We start from the raw sequence: 16,145 nt of genomic DNA, 5'->3' as shown, positions 1-16,145 counted from the left end.
CATCACCCCGGGCGGTGCCGAAACTCATCGGAATGTCGCATTCCTGTCCCCTTTTGAGGGATACATTCACCCGTAAGGATTAAATGTGTTCAAGGGGCGGCAAGGGCGCGGGTTGGCCTGTCTACCGTCGCCGGGTGAAGAGCCGCAGCCCCGACACCTTCCCCCGCACCACCGGCGCACACCGCGCACTCCGTCGTGCGCCCCGGCCGGCGGCGCAGCGCCCTCCCGCGCGGTACGAGCCGTATCTGGACGGCCTGTTCACCTACTGCCTCTCGGTGCTCTGTGATCACGACGCGGCCACCGAGGTGCTCGGTGAGGTGCTGTCCATCTCGGAGCGCCAGTACGGCCGTTGCCCGTCGGGCGCGGGGGAGCGCAAGGCATGGCTGTACGCGCTCGCCCGCTGGGCATGTCTGCGTCGGCTCACCGAACAGCGCCGTCATCGGCAGGGGGCGCATTCGGGCCATCGCGAGCCGGAGCCCGCACCGGCGGCCGCCGTCGCACCCGAGACCGCCGAGCGCCGTCGGCGTGAACTCTCGCTGCTGGCCTGGCCCGAGGCCGCCGGTACGACCCCCGAGCAGCGGGAGATCCTGGAACTGGCCGTACGGCACCAGCTCGGCCCGCGCGATGCCGCCGCCGTGCTGTCCATGGAACCCGCGACGGCCCGTGAACTGCTCGCCTCCGCCGCCTGCGAGGTGGAACGCACCCGCGCGGCGCTCGCCGTGGTCGACACCGGCGACTGCCCTTCCGTCGCGCGGCTCACCGGCGACAGTCAGGTGCTGCTCTCCGCCGCGCTCCGGCGCGAACTCGTCCGGCACGTGGACGACTGCCCGCGCTGCCGCCGCGCCGCCGAGCGCGCCGAGGCGGCGGGGCCATGGCCGGGGTCGCGTACGTCACCGGCTTCGTCGGACTCTTTCTCCTCCTCTTTCGGAGCGCCGAATGCCTCCGACGCGCCGCACGCCCGGAAGGTGCGGGAGGTGCGGGAGGTGCGGGAAACACGGGAGGCACGGGAGGTGCGGGAAACACGGGAGGCGCCGCACACGCCGAAGGCGCCAAGCACTTCGAGTCCCCCGGAGGCCTCGGGCACATCGCAGACCTCGGGCGCCCCGGGGACCTCGGGCATCCTCGGCACGCCGGGCGCCTCGAACGCCGAGTCCCGCGCGCCCGGCGCACCACCCGGAGCTCCCGCCGCTCCCGCCGCTCCCGGTGGTGCGCCGGGCGCCGTCGCCGTCCTGCCGCTCGTCGAGGCGCCGAGGACCGCCGCGTACACCGCCATGACGCGGGTCCCCCGGGCCCGCACCACAGCCCCGCGCTTCGGCCGTAACGGCTTCCCCCTGGACCCCAAGGACCGCGCGGCCCGCCGGGACCGGCTGCGCGCGCGGGCCGTGACGACCACCGTCGTGGCGACCGTCGTCGCCGCTCCCGTCATCGCCCTCTGGACGGCGTACCGCGGCGCGCCGCAGACGGGGGAGGGCCACGAAGGCTCCTCGGTCAGCGCCGGAGAGACCGACGGACCGCCCGGCCTGGACGGACAGCCGTACGGCGCGGACGAGCGCGACAAGTACGACGAGTACCGCCACCGCTACCGCTACCGCCACGGGTACGACGAGTACTACGAGAACGCCGGCAGCGCCCGGAACAGCGTCGGCTCCGGCTTCATCCAGGGCGGTCGCGCGCCCGACGTCTCCGTCGAGGTCATCAGCGACGGCACCGCCGTCCCACTGGCCGGCCCGCAGGCCTCCGGCCACCTCACGGTCGAGGCGCGGCCGGCCGGCGACACGACGTTGATCACACTCGGCGGGTCCGGCGGCGCTCCGGTCTCCTGGACCGCGGGAACCATGGCTCCCTGGCTCAAGCTGAGCCGTCACTACGGCACGCTCGCACCCGGCGAATCGATCACGATCCGCGCCGTCGTGGACCACCGGCGCGAGCCGTCCGGGCCGTGGAGCGCGCGGATCGCGCTGTATCCGGCGGGTTCGGTGGTGAAGATCCTCGGTTACGGATCCAGGCCGCCGTCGTCGGACCGCCCGGGGCGACCCGGCCACCACCCAGGTCACCCAGGCCACTCAGGTCATCACCCCGGCCACCCCGGCCACCCAGGCCATCACGCCGACGATCCCGGTCATCAATCCGAGCACCCCGGGGCCGGCGGGCCGACGCGTCCGGGCCCCTCGGCCCCCGGTTCCGCTTCCGGTACGGCGCGTCCTTCCGCCCCGTCGCAGTCGGCCCGGCCCGGGTCCTCGGCCCCCGGCCCCGGTCCCGACTCCGGCGCCCCGTCGCAGTCGGCCCCCGGCCCGTCGGCCCCGGGCTCGGCGACGGCGAGTCCCTCGGTCCCGCCGTCCCCGTCGAACTGACCCGGGCCCGGGCCTTCGGCCGAGCCGGGCCACGCCCCCGATCGAGCCCGCTCAAGCCTTTGAAGCAGCCGCCGGATCAGGCCTTCGAATCAGCCCCCGGACCTGCGGAATCCGCAGAACCCGCCTTACGCGCCGGATCCGCCGGGTGCGGTGCCACCAGCGGAAGCTCGCTCGCCATGCGCTGCTCGCACAGCTCGACCAGCACGTCGTACGCCTCCTTGCCCATCAGCTCCGTCAGCTCCGGCCGGTACGTCTTGTACACCGGGTCGCCCGCCCCGTGCGCCGAGGTCGCCGACGTGCACCACCAGTGCAGGTCATGGCCGCCCGACCCCCAGCCGCGCCGGTCGTACTCACCGATCGACACCTGAAGTACGCGCGTGTCGTCGGGCCGTTCGATCCAGTCGTACGTACGCCGTACCGGCAGCTGCCAGCAGACGTCCGGTTTCGTCTCCAGCGGCTCGCGCCCCTCGCGCAGCGCCAGGATGTGCAGCGAGCAGCCGGCGCCGCCCGCGAAACCGGGACGGTTCTGGAAGATGCACGAGCCCTCCCAGCGGCGCGTCTGGCGCTCGCCGTCGTCGTCGGTCTGCGTCCAGCCCGTGGCCTTCCCCTCGTCGTGGAACTGCCACAGATCAGGAGTGAGCCGCGCCACATGCCCGGCGACCCGCTTCTCGTCGTCCTCGTCGGAGAAGTGCGCGCCCAGCGTGCAGCAGCCGTCGTCGGCCCGGCCGGCCTGGATGCCCTGGCAGCCGCTGCCGAAGATGCAGGTCCACCGTGAGGTGAGCCAGGTCAGATCGCAGCGGAAGAGCTGTTCGTCGTCGGCGGGGTCCGGGAATTCGGCCCAGGCACGGGCGAAGTCCAGGCCCTTCTCGTCAGGGATCTTCGACGCCTTGCTCCGCACCGCGTTCTGCGCCTCCCGCCGCTGATCCTGCTTCTTCGGGTCCTTGGCTTTGCCCGGCTTCGCCTTTTTCGTCTTTGGCACAGGTCCAGCGTATGCGCGCGACCGCAGTAGCGTTCCGTTCATGAGACTCGGAGTCCTCGACGTCGGTTCGAACACGGTTCATCTGCTCGCGGTCGATGCCCACCGCGGCGCCCGTCCGCTGCCGGCGCATTCGTACAAGGCTGAGCTGAGACTCGCCGAACTCCTCGACGAGCACGGCGCGATCGGCCCAGAGGGCGTCGACCGGCTGGTGTCCACCATCGCGGACGCGCTCCAGGCGGCCGAGGACAAGGGCTGTGAGGCCGTACTGCCGTTCGCGACCTCCGCTGTACGAGAGGCGAGCAACGCCGACCAGGTCCTCGGGCGGATCAAGAGCGAGACCGGAGTGGATCTTGAAGTCCTCAGCGGCGAGCAGGAGGCCCGGCTCACCTTCCTCGCCGCCCGCCGCTGGTTCGGCTGGTCCGCCGGGAAACTGCTGGTCCTGGACATCGGCGGCGGTTCGCTGGAGATCGCGTACGGAATCGACGAGGAGCCGGACGCCGCCGTCTCGCTGCCCCTGGGCGCGGGCCGGCTCACGGCCGCCTGGCTGCCCGGCGACCCGCCCGACCCGATCGATGTGAAGGCGCTGCGCCGTCACGTACGCGCGCAAATCGCCCGTACGGTCGGGGAGTTCGCGCGGTTCGGCAGCCCGGACCATGTGGTCGCGACGTCCAAGACCTTCCGGCAGCTGGCCCGGATCGCCGGGGCCGCCCGCTCCGCCGACGGCCTCTACGTCCAGCGGGAACTGAGTCGTACGTCACTGGAGGAGTGGGTGCCCAAGCTCGCCGCGATGACCTCTCTCCAGCGCGCGGAACTCCCCGGCGTGTCCGATGGCCGCTCCTCCCAGCTGCTGGCGGGAGCGCTGGTCGCGGAGGGTGCGATGGACCTGTTCGGCGTCGAGATACTGGAGGTCTGTCCCTGGGCGCTGCGCGAGGGGGTCATCCTCCGCCGTCTCGACCAGCTCCCGCCCGGCTGAGGCGCCCCGAGGCGCCCGAGGCCCGTCCCGGACCCGAGGCGCCCGAGGCGCCCGAGGCCCGTCCCGGACGGTCAACTCCCGAGCACCTGGGCGTGACCCGTACGCTGTCTCCGTGGCAGAACCAGTGGTGCGCGTCCCGGCTGCGAAGGTCGCCCTGTCGACGGCCTCGGTCTATCCCGAGTCGACGGCGACGGCCTTCGAGATTGCCGCGCGCCTGGGCTATGACGGCGTCGAGGTCATGGTCTGGACCGATCCGGTCAGCCAGGACATCGAGGCGCTGCGCCGGCTCTCCGACTATCACCAGGTCCCCATACTCGCCGTTCACGCGCCGTGTCTGCTGATCACCCAGCGCGTCTGGTCGACGGATCCGTGGGTGAAGCTCCAGCGGGCGCGGGCGGCGGCCGAGAAGCTCGGCGCCTCGACCGTGGTCGTCCATCCGCCCTTCCGCTGGCAGCGGCAGTACGCGCGCGACTTCGTCACCGGCATATGGCGGATGGCGGGGGAGACCGACGTGCGATTCGCGGTCGAGAACATGTATCCGTGGCGCTACCGCGACCGCGAGATGCTCGCGTACGCACCCGACTGGGACGTCACCAAGGACGACTACCGGCACTTCACCGTCGACCTCTCGCACACCGCGACCGCCCGCACCGACGCCATGGCCATGATCGACCGGATGGGCGACCGGCTGGGGCATGTCCACCTCGCGGACGGCAGGGGGTCCGGGAAGGACGAGCACCTGGTGCCGGGCCGGGGCACGCAGCCGTGCGCCGAGCTGCTGGAGGGGCTGGCGGGCAGCGCCTTCGACGGGCATGTCGTGATCGAGGTCAACACCCGGCGCGCGATGTCCGCCGCCGAGCGCGAGGCGGATCTGGCGGAGGCGCTGGCCTTCGCCAGGCAGCACCTGGCGTCGTCGTCCGCCGCGGCACGCGCCTCTCGTACGGTGTCGGGCGCGCCGCAGGCCACCACGGCTTCCGCGTCCAGTTCCTCGGCTTCCGCGTCCGGCTCCTCATCGGGTTCCCGGTCGCCATCGGGTTCCCGGTCCTCGTCGGGTTCCCGGTCCTCGTCCGGGCCCTCGGGCTCCTCGGGGGCGCGCCCGTCATGAACGGCACAGCCGTATGACCGGTGACACGGCCCCCCGCCGCCGTGGCCGCCCCGCCCGCAAGGACACGGACACCGGCCCCAGCGCCCAGCAGAAGATCCTGGACGCGGCCCGCGCCGAATTCGCCGAGCGCGGTTACGACAAGACATCCATCCGGGGCATCGCCAAGTCCGCCGGTGTCGACCCGGCGCTCGTCCACCACTACTTCGGTACGAAGGACGAGGTCTTCGCGGCGGCCATCGAGGTCTCCTTCGAACCGGCCCTGGACGTCCCGGCCGTCCTGTCCGGAGATCCGGACAGCATCGGCGAGCGGCTCGCGCGCTACTTCATCGCGGTCTGGGAGAACCCGGTGACCAGGGCCCCGTTGCTCGCGGTCATCCGCTCCGCGCTGACGCACGACGCGGCGGCGAACGTACTGCGTACGTTCGTACTGCGCCGGTTGCTGGGGCGGATCGCGGAGGAACTCGACGTACCGAATCCGACGTTCCGCGCCGAACTGGCCGCCTCGCACATGCTCGGGATCGCGTTCCTCCGGTATGTGATCCGGGCGGAGCCGCTGGCGTCGGCGGACACCGAGGAGATCATCGAGATGGTGGCGCCCACGCTTCAGCGCTACCTGACCGAGGCCTGAGCGGGCCGCGATCCCGTCAACCGCCCGGATCCTGCTGACCGAAGCTGCCCGAAAGCTGAACAGTCGTCCCGTATCCCGGACGTAGTGTCCAGATCTTGGATCCGGGGCGTACGCTCGAAGAAGTCATATCTGCTGAAGGAGCGAGAGACGATGCCTGAGCTGAGGTCCCGCACTGTCACCCACGGCCGCAACATGGCGGGCGCGCGCGCCCTTATGCGGGCGTCGGGCGTAGCGAGCGAGGACATCGGCAAGCCGATTGTCGCGGTGGCCAACTCCTTCACCGAGTTCGTGCCGGGCCACACCCACCTCGCGCCGGTCGGCCGGATCGTCTCCGAGGCGATCAAGGCGGCGGGCGCCGTGCCGCGCGAGTTCAACACGATCGCGGTCGATGACGGCATCGCGATGGGCCACGGCGGAATGCTGTACTCCCTGCCGTCCCGCGATCTGATCGCCGACTCCGTCGAGTACATGGTCGAGGCGCACTGCGCGGACGCGCTGATCTGCATCTCCAACTGCGACAAGATCACCCCGGGCATGCTGATGGCCGCGATGCGCCTCAACATCCCCACGGTCTTCGTCTCCGGCGGCCCGATGGAGGCCGGCAAGGCGACCCTCGTGGACGGTACGGTCCGCAAGCTCGACCTGATCAACGCCATCTCGGACGCGGTCGACGAGAGTGTCTCGGACGCGGACCTCCTCCGTATCGAGGAGAACGCCTGCCCGACCTGCGGCTCCTGTTCCGGCATGTTCACCGCCAACTCGATGAACTGCCTGACCGAGGCCATGGGCCTCTCGCTGCCCGGCAACGGCTCGGTGCTCGCCACGCACACGGCGCGCAAGGCGCTGTACGAGAACGCCGGCCGGACGGTCGTCGAGATCGCCAAGCGCCACTACGAGCAGGACGACGAGTCGGTCCTGCCGCGCAATATCGCCACCCGCGCGGCCTTCGACAACGCCATGGCCCTCGACATCGCCATGGGCGGCTCGACCAACACGATCCTCCACCTGCTCGCCGCCGCCCAGGAGGCCGAACTGGGCTACGACCTCTCGGACATCGACGCCGTCTCGCGCCGCGTCCCCTGCCTGTCCAAGGTCGCGCCGAACGTGGCCCCCGGCGGCACGTACTACATGGAGGACATTCACCGGGCCGGTGGCATCCCCGCCATCCTCGGTGAGCTGTACCGCGGCGGTCTGCTCAACGAGGACGTGCACACCGTCCACTCGCCGAGCATCAAGGACTGGCTGGAGACCTGGGACGTGCGCGGCGGCTCGCCGTCCGACGAGGCCGTCGAGCTGTGGCACGCGGCGCCCGGCTGCAAGCGCTCGGCCGAGGCCTTCTCCCAGTCCGAGCGCTGGGCCACGCTCGACACCGACGCCGCGGGCGGCTGCATCCGCGATGTCGCCCACGCCTACTCCAAGGACGGCGGCCTGGCGGTGCTCAAGGGCAACCTCGCCGTCGACGGCTGCGTGGTGAAGACGGCCGGAGTCGACGAATCGATCTGGACGTTCGAGGGCCCGGCCGTCGTCTGCGAGTCGCAGGAACAGGCCGTGGAGAAGATCCTCCTCAAGGAGATCGCCGAGGGCGATGTGATCGTCATCCGCTACGAGGGACCGCGCGGCGGCCCCGGTATGCAGGAGATGCTCTACCCCACCTCGTACTTGAAGGGCCGCGGCCTCGGCAAGGCCTGCGCGCTGATCACCGACGGCCGTTTCTCCGGCGGCACGTCCGGCCTCTCGATCGGCCACGCCTCCCCGGAGGCGGCCTCGGGCGGCACGATCGCGCTGGTCAACGACGGTGACCGGATCCGGATCGACATCCCGAACCGTACGATCGAGCTCCTCGTCGGCGACGACGAGCTGGCCACGCGCCGCGCGTCGCTGAACGGTGTGTTCGCACCGGCCGACCGCGACCGCAAGGTCTCGGTGGCCCTGCGCGCGTACGCGGCGATGGCGACGAGCGCGGACAAGGGCGCGGTGCGGGACGTCTCACGCCTGGGCTGACGGCCGCGTACGTTTTGTTACGACGGTGCGCCCCGGATCCCTTCCGCCGAACTCTTCGGCCGAGGGAACCGGGGCGCACCGTCGTACGGTGAGATCGTCCCGCGACCCACCCGGGATCGTCCCGGATCGTCCCGTCCGGTGTCACCAGCTCGCGGGGTCCCGGGCGGTGGCCGCGAAGACGGACCCGTCGGGCGCGGTGGCGAAGACCTTGCCGGGCGCGGTGACGGGCGCGGGCAGTGTCCCGGAGAACGTGTAACGCCCGTCGTTCATCCGGGTTTTCGTCTGTCCCACCAGCCTCCCGCGCTCGGCGTCCACGGCGAGCAGCCGCCCGTCGCCCGCGCTGAGGTAGACGTGGTTTCCCGCGACGGTCGGGCGCGAGGCCCGGGTGACCGATGTCTCCAGCCGCCAGCCCCGAGAGGATCCGGCCTTCTCGGTTCCGCCGCCGCTCGTGTCGTCGGCGTCCGTGTCGGCGCCGCTCGTGTCAGCGGCACCCGTGTCGTCGGCACCCGTCTCGTCGGCGCTCATGTCGACGGCGAGCAGCGATCCCGCGTAGCCGACGACATAGACCGTGTTCCCGGCGAAGGTGGCCTGGGCCTGGTCGACCGGCACGGACAGCTGGACGCGCCGTACGACACGGCCGGCCTCGTCGACCCGTAGCACCGCGTCCGTATAACCGTCGGCGTCGGTGGCGAGCAGGAACAGCGCGTCGCCCGTACCCTTGCCCTTCGCCGTGGCCCCCGCCGGGATCAGGGTGCCCTTCAGCTGCTTCCGCCACCGCAGGGCTCCACTCGCCGGATCGACCGAACTGACCTCGGTGGTCGCCCCGTCGGGCGACGGCGTCGCGGCGAAGAGCGCGCCTCCCGCACCACCCGCGCCTGACGCGCCGTCCGTGCCACCCGCGCCGTCCGCACCACTTGCGTCTTTCGTGCCGCCCGATCCGTCGGCCGACATCCAGACAGCGCCCGCCCCGCCGCGCCGCTCGGTCCAGCGTTCGTTCCCGGTGGCGCCGTCGAGGGACCGTACCCGCCCGTCGTCCGTCATGAGCAGCACCGTGTCGCCGACGTGCCGGACAGCGGCGTACGACGATATGCCGACGTCCCAGCGCTTGGCGCCCGAGGCGGGGTCGAGCGCTTCCAGGTGGGTGCCGCCGGGTGTGACCACGTGCAGCAGCCCGCCCGAGAGGAACGGCGCGGCGTCCTGGTCCGGGTCCGCCGTGGCGCGCTCGTCCTTCACGGACCAGTCGACATGGCCATTGGCGGAGTTGATCCGGGCCGCCTTGACGCCCGGCGCCGTGCAGTAGACGCTCGCGCCGTCGGCGGAACAGACGGGCATACGGTTCTTGCCCTCGCCGCCGCTCAACGTGACGTCCCAGGGCCGGAACTTCTGCGCCGCCCGTTCCGTGCGCGACTGCGCGGCCCCGGCCCCGTCCTCCGAAGCGCGTACGACGACGAAACCGGCGGTGGCCACCGCCAGCAGCACCCCGCCGACGGCCACCCGGCGGACGTACCGGCGCGGACCGGACGCCGAACGGACGGTCCCGAGCCCCCCACCGCGATTCCGGCCACCGCGATTCCGGTCGCCACCGGTCTGGTCGCCACCGGTCCGGTCCCCGTGATTCCGGGGCGACTTGGGATGGGTGGCGGTGGTGGGAGACGTGACCACGGCCCCAGGGCCCCCGCCGCGCTGCGCCGGTACGAGAGCCGTCACCCCTTGCTGCGGCGGAACCTGCGGCGGAACCCGCGGCACGTGCGGCGTACGCAGGGCCGTCATCAGTTCGTCCGGCGTCGGCCGGTCGTCCGGCTCCTTCGCCAGACAACGCGTGATGAGGGTAAGGAGTTGCTCCGGTACTCCCGCCAAGTCCGGCTCGTTGTGCACGACTTGGTACGCCACGATGTACGGGCTGTCGGAGTCGAAGGGCCCGCGCCCGGTCGCCGCGTGGACCAGTACCGCGCCCATGGCGAACACATCGGCGGCGGGGCCGACTTCACGCGGCCGCTGGAACTGCTCGGGCGCCATGAACGGCGGCGTGCCGATCAGCTTGCCCGTCTCCGTACGCAGAACACTGTCCTTGGGGCGCGAGATACCGAAGTCGATGACCTTGGGTCCGTCGGCCGCCAACAGGACGTTGCTGGGCTTGAGATCCCGGTGCACCACACCGGCGCGGTGGATGTCCCGCAGCCCCTCGGCCAGCCCCGCACCCAGCCTGACCAGCTCCTCGGTGCTCAGCGGACCGTTCCGCTTCACCCGCTCGGACAGGGTGGGGCCGTCGATGAACAGGGTGGCCATCCAGGGCCGTTCCGCCTCCGGATCGGCATCGACCACGGGCGCGGTGAAGGCCCCGCTCACCTGGCGGGCTGCCGCGACCTCCTGCCGGAACCGGGCCCTGAACTCGGGATCCGAGGCGTGGTTGGTGTGGATGACCTTGACGGCCAGACGCAACCCGGAAGCGGACGTGGCCAGATGGACCACACCCATTCCGCCCGATCCCAGGGCTGATTCCAGCAGATAGCGACCGGCGTAATCCGGACGTTCCGCTTCCGGGGCCGACCCGGTGTTGCGCAGTGGTGGCATGGCCCACCCCCGTGTATTCGTGCGCAAGCGCGACGCACGGAGCCTAGTCGATGATGCGTGCTATCAAGCCATAGCTTGCTAGCCTGCGCGGCGCCGAGTGCGCACCTTCAACAACGGCGTGCGCACCTTCAATGGGGGAGGACCGTATGGCAGTCGAAGAGGTTGAGAGCGTCGTGGGAGGAAGCGTCACGGGGGAGGGCGTCGTGGGGGACGCCGGGGAGGTGGCACCCGCCGAGTCGACGGCAACGGCCACGCTGGAGGCGACCGCGACCGCCACGCTGGAGGCGACCGCGACCGCCACGCTGGAGGCGACCAGGGCCAAGCGCTATCCGGTCGCTCCCGGGTACCGGCTGAATGTCCGCAGTGGTCCGGGCACGAACTACCGGCTCGTCAGGGTGCTTTCGTACAACGCGAGCGTTCCGATCAACTGCCAGAAGCCGGGCGAGTGGGTCTCGGGCCCGTACGGCACGACGAACATCTGGGACAACATCGCCAACGGGGAGTACGTCTCGGACGCGTACGTACACACGGGCAGCAGCGGCTATGTCGCGGTGCGCTGCTCCTGACCGAACCGGAGCGCGGGGGATACGCGGGATAATCGCTCCGTGAGCGAGTACCCCGAGCACCGCGACCCCGCCGAGCACCGCGACGTCACCACGTCCGCGACCGCCTCCGCCACCACGGCGGCCGGCGGCCGTGGGCGCGGTGGCCCGGAGCCCGAGAGCATCCGTTTCTTCGGTACGACGTGGGTCGGCCACGACGGCGGCTACGGGGCACGGCGCGTCGGGGTCGCCGTCGGCTCGCTCGCCGCCGCCGTCGCCGGCTGTTTCGTGCTCCGCTTCGCCTACCAGGGCCTGGAGATCGCCGACGTGGGCGCCTTCGTGGACCTGCTCGTCGTCGTGGTGTTCGCGGTGTGCGGCGCCATCGCCTTCCGCGCGACCTGGGACGGCTTCACCCGCCGCCCGGCCGATCCCGCCCGCGAGGAGTCCCTGCGCAGCGTCAGGATGATCGGCTTCATCGGCTCGCTGATCGCGTACTTCCTGCGCTCCCTGACCGAGGCTCCGGGGGAGGGGCTGCGCCGCCGCGAGTACGAGAAGTCCGTGAGCGAGTACGAGCGCCGCCGCACCGCCCGCACGGGCAATCCGTCCGCACGCGGCACCGGCGGGAACAAGGGCAGGAAGCCCAAGCGGAAGTAGCCGCCTCCCGGCCGTGCTCCTCACGGACGAGCGCTCCGAACCACTCGGGCTCTTCCCCGACGGAACGATCGAAGGGGCGTACGCCGTCGATCCGGCGGTCACCCTCCGTGCGCCGAGCGCCTCCGGCGCGTAGCGCCAATCCACGTAGCGCCAATCCACATAGCGCCCATCCGGTACGTAGGGCCAATCCGGCACGTAGCGCCAACACGCGAACAACACCCCTCGGCGTCTTGACGAGTCGGTCCCCGCACGCCCATTATTCATCACATGATGAATTCTCCTGACGGGGCCGCCGTCCTCGCCCGAGGTCTCACCGTCCGACGAGGAGACCGCACCGTCCTGCGAGGCCTCGACTTCGCCGTACCGCCCGGCCGCATCACCGGCCTCCTCGGCCCCTCCGGATGCGGGAAATCGACCCTGATGCGCGCCGTCGTCGGCACCCAGGCCAAGGCCACCGGCACGCTCGACGTCCTCGGCCGGCCCGCCGGCGACACCGCCCTGCGCGCCAGGATCGGCTATGTCACCCAGGCGCCCTCCATCTACGACGACCTGTCCGTCCGGCAGAACCTCGACTACTTCGCCGCCGTGCTCGACCCGGGACGGGCCCGCCGCGCCGCCCGCCGGGAGACCGTCGGCCAGGCCATCGCCGACGTCGACCTCACCTCGCACGCCGACTCACTGGCGGGCCGGCTCTCCGGCGGCCAGCGCAGCCGGGTCTCCCTCGCCGTCGCCCTCCTCGGCTCACCCGAGCTGCTCGTCCTCGACGAGCCGACCGTCGGTCTCGACCCCGTACTCCGCCGCGACCTGTGGACCCTCTTCCACCGCATCGCCGCCGAGCGCGCCGCGACGATCCTCGTCTCCTCCCACGTCATGGACGAAGCCGAACGCTGCCACCGGCTCCTCCTCATGCGCGACGGCGAGATCCTCGCCGACGACACTCCGGACGCACTCCGCGCCCGTACCCGCACGGAGACCGTCGAAGCGGCCTTCCTCCACCTGGTCGACGAGGCCAACGCACACCAGGAGAGCGCCCGATGACCACCACCGAGACCACGACCAGCACCCTGTCGGCCACCGCCCCGAAGGCCACCGCGCCCCCGCTCTCCGCCGCCCGCACCCTCGCCACCACCGCCCGCGTGCTCCGCCAGCTGCGCCACGACCCGCGCTCCATCGCGCTGATGCTGCTCGTCCCGTGCGTGATGCTCTTCCTGCTCCGGTACGTCTTCGACGGCAGCCCGCGCACCTTCGACGCCATCGGCGCCTCGCTGCTCGGCGTCTTCCCGCTGATCACGATGTTCCTGGTGACCTCCATCGCCACCCTGCGCGAACGCACCTCGGGCACCCTGGAACGCCTGCTCGCCATGCCGCTCGGCAAGGCCGATCTGATCGTGGGCTACGCCCTGGCCTTCGGCCTCATCGCCCTCGTCCAGTCCGCTCTCGCCAGCGGCCTCGCGGTGTGGGCCCTCGGCCTGGACGTCGTCGGCTCCCCCTGGCTGCTCCTGCTCGTCGCGGTCCTCGACGCCCTGCTCGGCACGGCCCTCGGCCTCTTCGTCTCGGCCTTCGCCTCGTCCGAGTTCCAGGCGGTGCAGTTCATGCCGGCGGTGATCTTCCCCCAGCTCCTCCTCTGCGGACTGTTCACCCCACGCGCGAACATGCAGCCCGCCCTGGAGGCGATCTCCGACGTCCTGCCCATGTCGTACGCCGTCGACGCGATGAACGAGGTCCTGCGCCACCCGGACATCACCGGCGACTTCGTACGCGACACGCTGATCGTCGCGGGCTGCGCCGTACTTGTCCTCGCCCTGGGCGCGGCGACCCTCCGCCGCCGTACGGCCTGAGGGGTCCTCGCGGAAGACAGGGGTCCTTACTGAGCGCCCCCGTACCGCCCATCGGACACCTCACGCCCGCCGACCGGTCCCGGTGCGAGGATGGGTTACGGACGACAGCCGCACACATTTCCACCGGCGAGGTGACCCCGAAATGCCCCAGACAGTCGCAGTCCTCGGCACCGGCAAGATCGGCGAGGCTCTGCTCAGCGGCATGATCCGGGCCGGCTGGCGCGCCGCCGACCTCCTGGTCACCACCCGCCGCGACGAACGGGCGGACGAGCTCCGCGACCGTTACGGCGTCGAGGCCGTCACCAACGCCGACGCCGCCAAGCGCGCCGACATACTCATCCTCGCCGTGAAGCCCCAGGACATGGGGAAGCTGCTCGACGAGCTCACCCCCCATGTCACCGCCGACCGCCTGGTCATCAGCGCCGCCGCCGGTATCACCACCGCCTTCATCGAGGGCCGCCTGGCCGCGGGCACCCCCGTCGTACGCGTCATGCCCAACACCCCCGTACTGGTGGACGAGGGCATGTCCGTCATCTCGGGCGGCAGCCACGCCCTCGCCGTGCACCTCAACCACGCCGACGAGATCTTCGGCGGCGTCGGCAAGACCGTGCGCGTCCCCGAGTCCCAGCAGGACGCGGCCACCGCCCTCTCCGGCTCGGGCCCGGCGTACTTCTACTTCCTGGTCGAGGCGATGACCGACGCCGGCATCCTGCTCGGGCTGCCCCGCGCCGAGGCCCACGAGCTGATCGTCCAGGCCGCCATCGGCGCCGCGGTCATGCTCCGAGACAGCGGCGAGCACCCGGTGAAACTCCGCGAGGCCGTGACCTCCCCGGCCGGCACCACCATCAGCGCCATCCGGGAGCTGGAGAACCACGGCGTACGTGCGGCCCTCATCGCCGCCCTCGAAGCGGCCCGCGACCGCAGCCGCGAGCTGGCCTCCGGCAACGGCTGACCCGAGCGCCGCCCATCCGGACGCGTCCGGATGGGCGGTAATCACCGCTCAGTCGACGGCCGGCAACAGCCCGATGGCCCGGTAGGCCGCGTCGACCACGGGCCGCGCCATCCCCCTGGCCCGCGCGGCCCCCTCCCTCAGGACCCCGTCGACATACCCGGGATCGGCGGCCAGCTCCGCATGCCGCGCGCGCAGCGGACGCAGCAGCTCGACCACGGCGTCCGCGGTGTCCTTCTTCAAGGCGCCGTACGACCCGTAGCCACCGGCCAACTGCTCGGGGTCCCCGCCGCCGCAGGCCGCGAGGATCTCCAGCAGGTTGGCCACTCCCGGCTTGGTCTCCCGGTCGAACTCGACGTCCTGCCCGCTGTCGGTGACGGCCCGCATGATCTTCTTGCGCACCACAGCGGCGTCGTCCAGCAGATAGACGATCCCGGCGCCCGACTCGTGCGACTTCCCCATCTTCGCCGTCGGGTCCTGAAGGTCCATGACCCGCGCGGCCACCGGCGGCCGGGTGGCCTTCGGTACGGCGAAGGTGTGCCCGTAACGCTGGTTGAACCGCACCGCGAGATCCCTGGTCAGCTCCACATGCTGGGTCTGATCCGCACCGACCGGCACTTCGTCGGTGCCGTAGGCCAGGATGTCCGCGGCCATCAGCACCGGATACGACAGCAAGGAGAACCGCACACTCTCCCCGGACGCCAGCGCCCGCGCGCTCTTCTCCTTGTACTGGATCATGCGCCGCAGCTCCCCGTCCGTGGCCGTGCACTCCAGCAGATACGAGAGCCGCGTGTGCTCATCCACATGGCTCTGAACGAATACGGTGCACAGCGCGGGGTCGAGCCCGGCCGCCAGCATCAGCGTGGCGGCCTGCCGACTGAGTCTGCGCACCCGCGCCGGATCGTGCTCGACGGTCAGCGCGTGCAGATCCACCACGCTGAACAGCGCGTCGGCCCGGTGCTGATCGACCTCGACCCACCGCCGTACGGCCCCGAGGTAATTGCCCAGCGTCAGATGCCCGGTCGGCTTGATCCCACTGAAGATCCGCGTCATCTCGTCTCACCCTCCTGATCGGAGCCGCCGCCTCTGCCGGCCGGCCTCCCCGAGGGAGAAAACGAGAACGGCCGCCGAAGCGGCGGCCGTTGAGTACGCGTGTGTCTGGCGGCCGCCGTCAGGCGGGCCACCACTGAAGGACGCACACACGCGATGTCATGGGTGCCAGAGTAGCCGTCAGCGCCTCAAGTTGACACGCCATACACAGATCCGTAATGTGCTCCGAGCTGTCCGACGTGAGCACCGGCCCCGGTCGGTCCCCGGACAGTCATTCCGCACGACCCACTACAGCAAGCGACTGCTTGTCGCGTTGCTTTACGTGTGCCTTTGCGAAATGAGGAATCCGCGTTCGAAGGAACGCAGCCCCGATTAGCGTCGGGGCCGGTGATTCCGCTAAAGTCTCACTCGTCGGAACGGCCCAACAGCCGGGAAGACACCCTCCCGCTGACTGGGAATCAGGCCCGAAAGGATCTGATAGAGTCGGAACCGCCGGAAAGGGAA

The 16,145-nt window shown here is 71.2% G+C and carries 13 protein-coding genes; 10 read left to right on the top strand and 3 right to left on the bottom strand.

Features of this window, described 5'->3' with window-relative positions:
• The first annotated feature begins 83 nt into the window (after positions 1 to 83).
• The gene (locus ACIQD6_RS33030) at positions 84 to 2,351 is read left to right on the top strand and encodes an RNA polymerase sigma factor (protein WP_401889860.1); all 2,268 of its coding nucleotides are present in this window, start codon (positions 84 to 86) and stop codon (positions 2,349 to 2,351) included.
• A 76-nt stretch (positions 2,352 to 2,427) separates the two neighbouring features.
• Here the strand turns inward: ACIQD6_RS33030 and ACIQD6_RS33025 are convergent, their stop codons facing one another.
• The gene (locus ACIQD6_RS33025; RefSeq protein WP_401889857.1) at positions 2,428 to 3,330 is read right to left on the bottom strand and encodes a hypothetical protein; all 903 of its coding nucleotides are present in this window, start codon (positions 3,328 to 3,330) and stop codon (positions 2,428 to 2,430) included.
• A gap of 40 nt (positions 3,331 to 3,370) precedes the next feature.
• Here ACIQD6_RS33025 and ACIQD6_RS33020 point away from each other — a divergent pair, with 40 nt between their 5' ends.
• The 4 genes from ACIQD6_RS33020 (at position 3,371) to ilvD (ending at position 8,037) form a co-directional block, all read left to right on the top strand.
• The gene (locus ACIQD6_RS33020; RefSeq protein ID WP_401889855.1) at positions 3,371 to 4,303 is read left to right on the top strand and encodes a Ppx/GppA family phosphatase; all 933 of its coding nucleotides are present in this window, start codon (positions 3,371 to 3,373) and stop codon (positions 4,301 to 4,303) included.
• Between the two features lie 112 nt (positions 4,304 to 4,415).
• Positions 4,416 to 5,408 (top strand): sugar phosphate isomerase/epimerase family protein, encoded by a 993-nt coding sequence (locus tag ACIQD6_RS33015; protein ID WP_401889853.1) that lies wholly within the window; start codon positions 4,416 to 4,418, stop codon positions 5,406 to 5,408.
• A 13-nt stretch (positions 5,409 to 5,421) separates the two neighbouring features.
• Positions 5,422 to 6,036, top strand: coding sequence for a TetR family transcriptional regulator (locus ACIQD6_RS33010; RefSeq protein ID WP_401889851.1), 615 nt, complete (start codon positions 5,422 to 5,424; stop codon positions 6,034 to 6,036).
• Positions 6,037 to 6,186: 150 nt separating this feature from the next.
• Positions 6,187 to 8,037, top strand: coding sequence for a dihydroxy-acid dehydratase (gene ilvD / locus ACIQD6_RS33005; protein WP_401889849.1), 1,851 nt, complete (start codon positions 6,187 to 6,189; stop codon positions 8,035 to 8,037).
• Positions 8,038 to 8,178: 141 nt separating this feature from the next.
• On the opposite strand, the gene ACIQD6_RS33000 is transcribed toward ilvD, so the two are convergent.
• Positions 8,179 to 10,608, bottom strand: coding sequence for a protein kinase (locus ACIQD6_RS33000; RefSeq protein ID WP_401889846.1), 2,430 nt, complete (start codon positions 10,606 to 10,608; stop codon positions 8,179 to 8,181).
• 146 nt (positions 10,609 to 10,754) lie between these two features.
• On the opposite strand from ACIQD6_RS33000, the gene ACIQD6_RS32995 reads away from it, so the two are divergent.
• From ACIQD6_RS32995 to proC, 5 genes are all read left to right on the top strand, one after another.
• The gene (locus ACIQD6_RS32995; protein ID WP_401889844.1) at positions 10,755 to 11,174 is read left to right on the top strand and encodes a hypothetical protein; all 420 of its coding nucleotides are present in this window, start codon (positions 10,755 to 10,757) and stop codon (positions 11,172 to 11,174) included.
• Positions 11,175 to 11,333: 159 nt separating this feature from the next.
• Positions 11,334 to 11,804, top strand: coding sequence for a hypothetical protein (locus ACIQD6_RS32990; RefSeq protein ID WP_401890047.1), 471 nt, complete (start codon positions 11,334 to 11,336; stop codon positions 11,802 to 11,804).
• Between the two features lie 267 nt (positions 11,805 to 12,071).
• A complete protein-coding gene (locus ACIQD6_RS32985; protein ID WP_401889841.1) occupies positions 12,072 to 12,842 on the top strand; it encodes an ABC transporter ATP-binding protein in 771 nt (256 codons plus the stop codon).
• Positions 12,839 to 13,642, top strand: a complete 804-nt coding sequence (locus tag ACIQD6_RS32980) for an ABC transporter permease (RefSeq protein ID WP_401889838.1) — start codon at positions 12,839 to 12,841, stop codon at positions 13,640 to 13,642. Before ACIQD6_RS32985 ends, ACIQD6_RS32980 begins: the two co-directional genes overlap by 4 nt.
• A 142-nt stretch (positions 13,643 to 13,784) precedes the next feature.
• A complete protein-coding gene (gene proC / locus ACIQD6_RS32975) occupies positions 13,785 to 14,594 on the top strand; it encodes a pyrroline-5-carboxylate reductase (RefSeq protein WP_401889835.1) in 810 nt (269 codons plus the stop codon).
• Between the two features lie 48 nt (positions 14,595 to 14,642).
• On the opposite strand, the gene trpS is transcribed toward proC, so the two are convergent.
• Positions 14,643 to 15,644 carry a tryptophan--tRNA ligase gene (gene trpS, locus ACIQD6_RS32970; protein WP_401889832.1) on the bottom strand — a complete coding sequence of 334 codons (1,002 nt, stop codon included), beginning with the start codon at positions 15,642 to 15,644 and terminating at the stop codon, positions 14,643 to 14,645.
• Positions 15,645 to 16,145: the final 501 nt, after the last annotated feature.

The sequence above is a fragment of the Streptomyces sp. NPDC088400 genome, assembly GCF_044753355.1.
Classification (GTDB): Bacteria; Actinomycetota; Actinomycetes; order Streptomycetales; family Streptomycetaceae; genus Streptomyces.
This window is presented reverse-complemented; position numbering and strand designations above follow the sequence as displayed.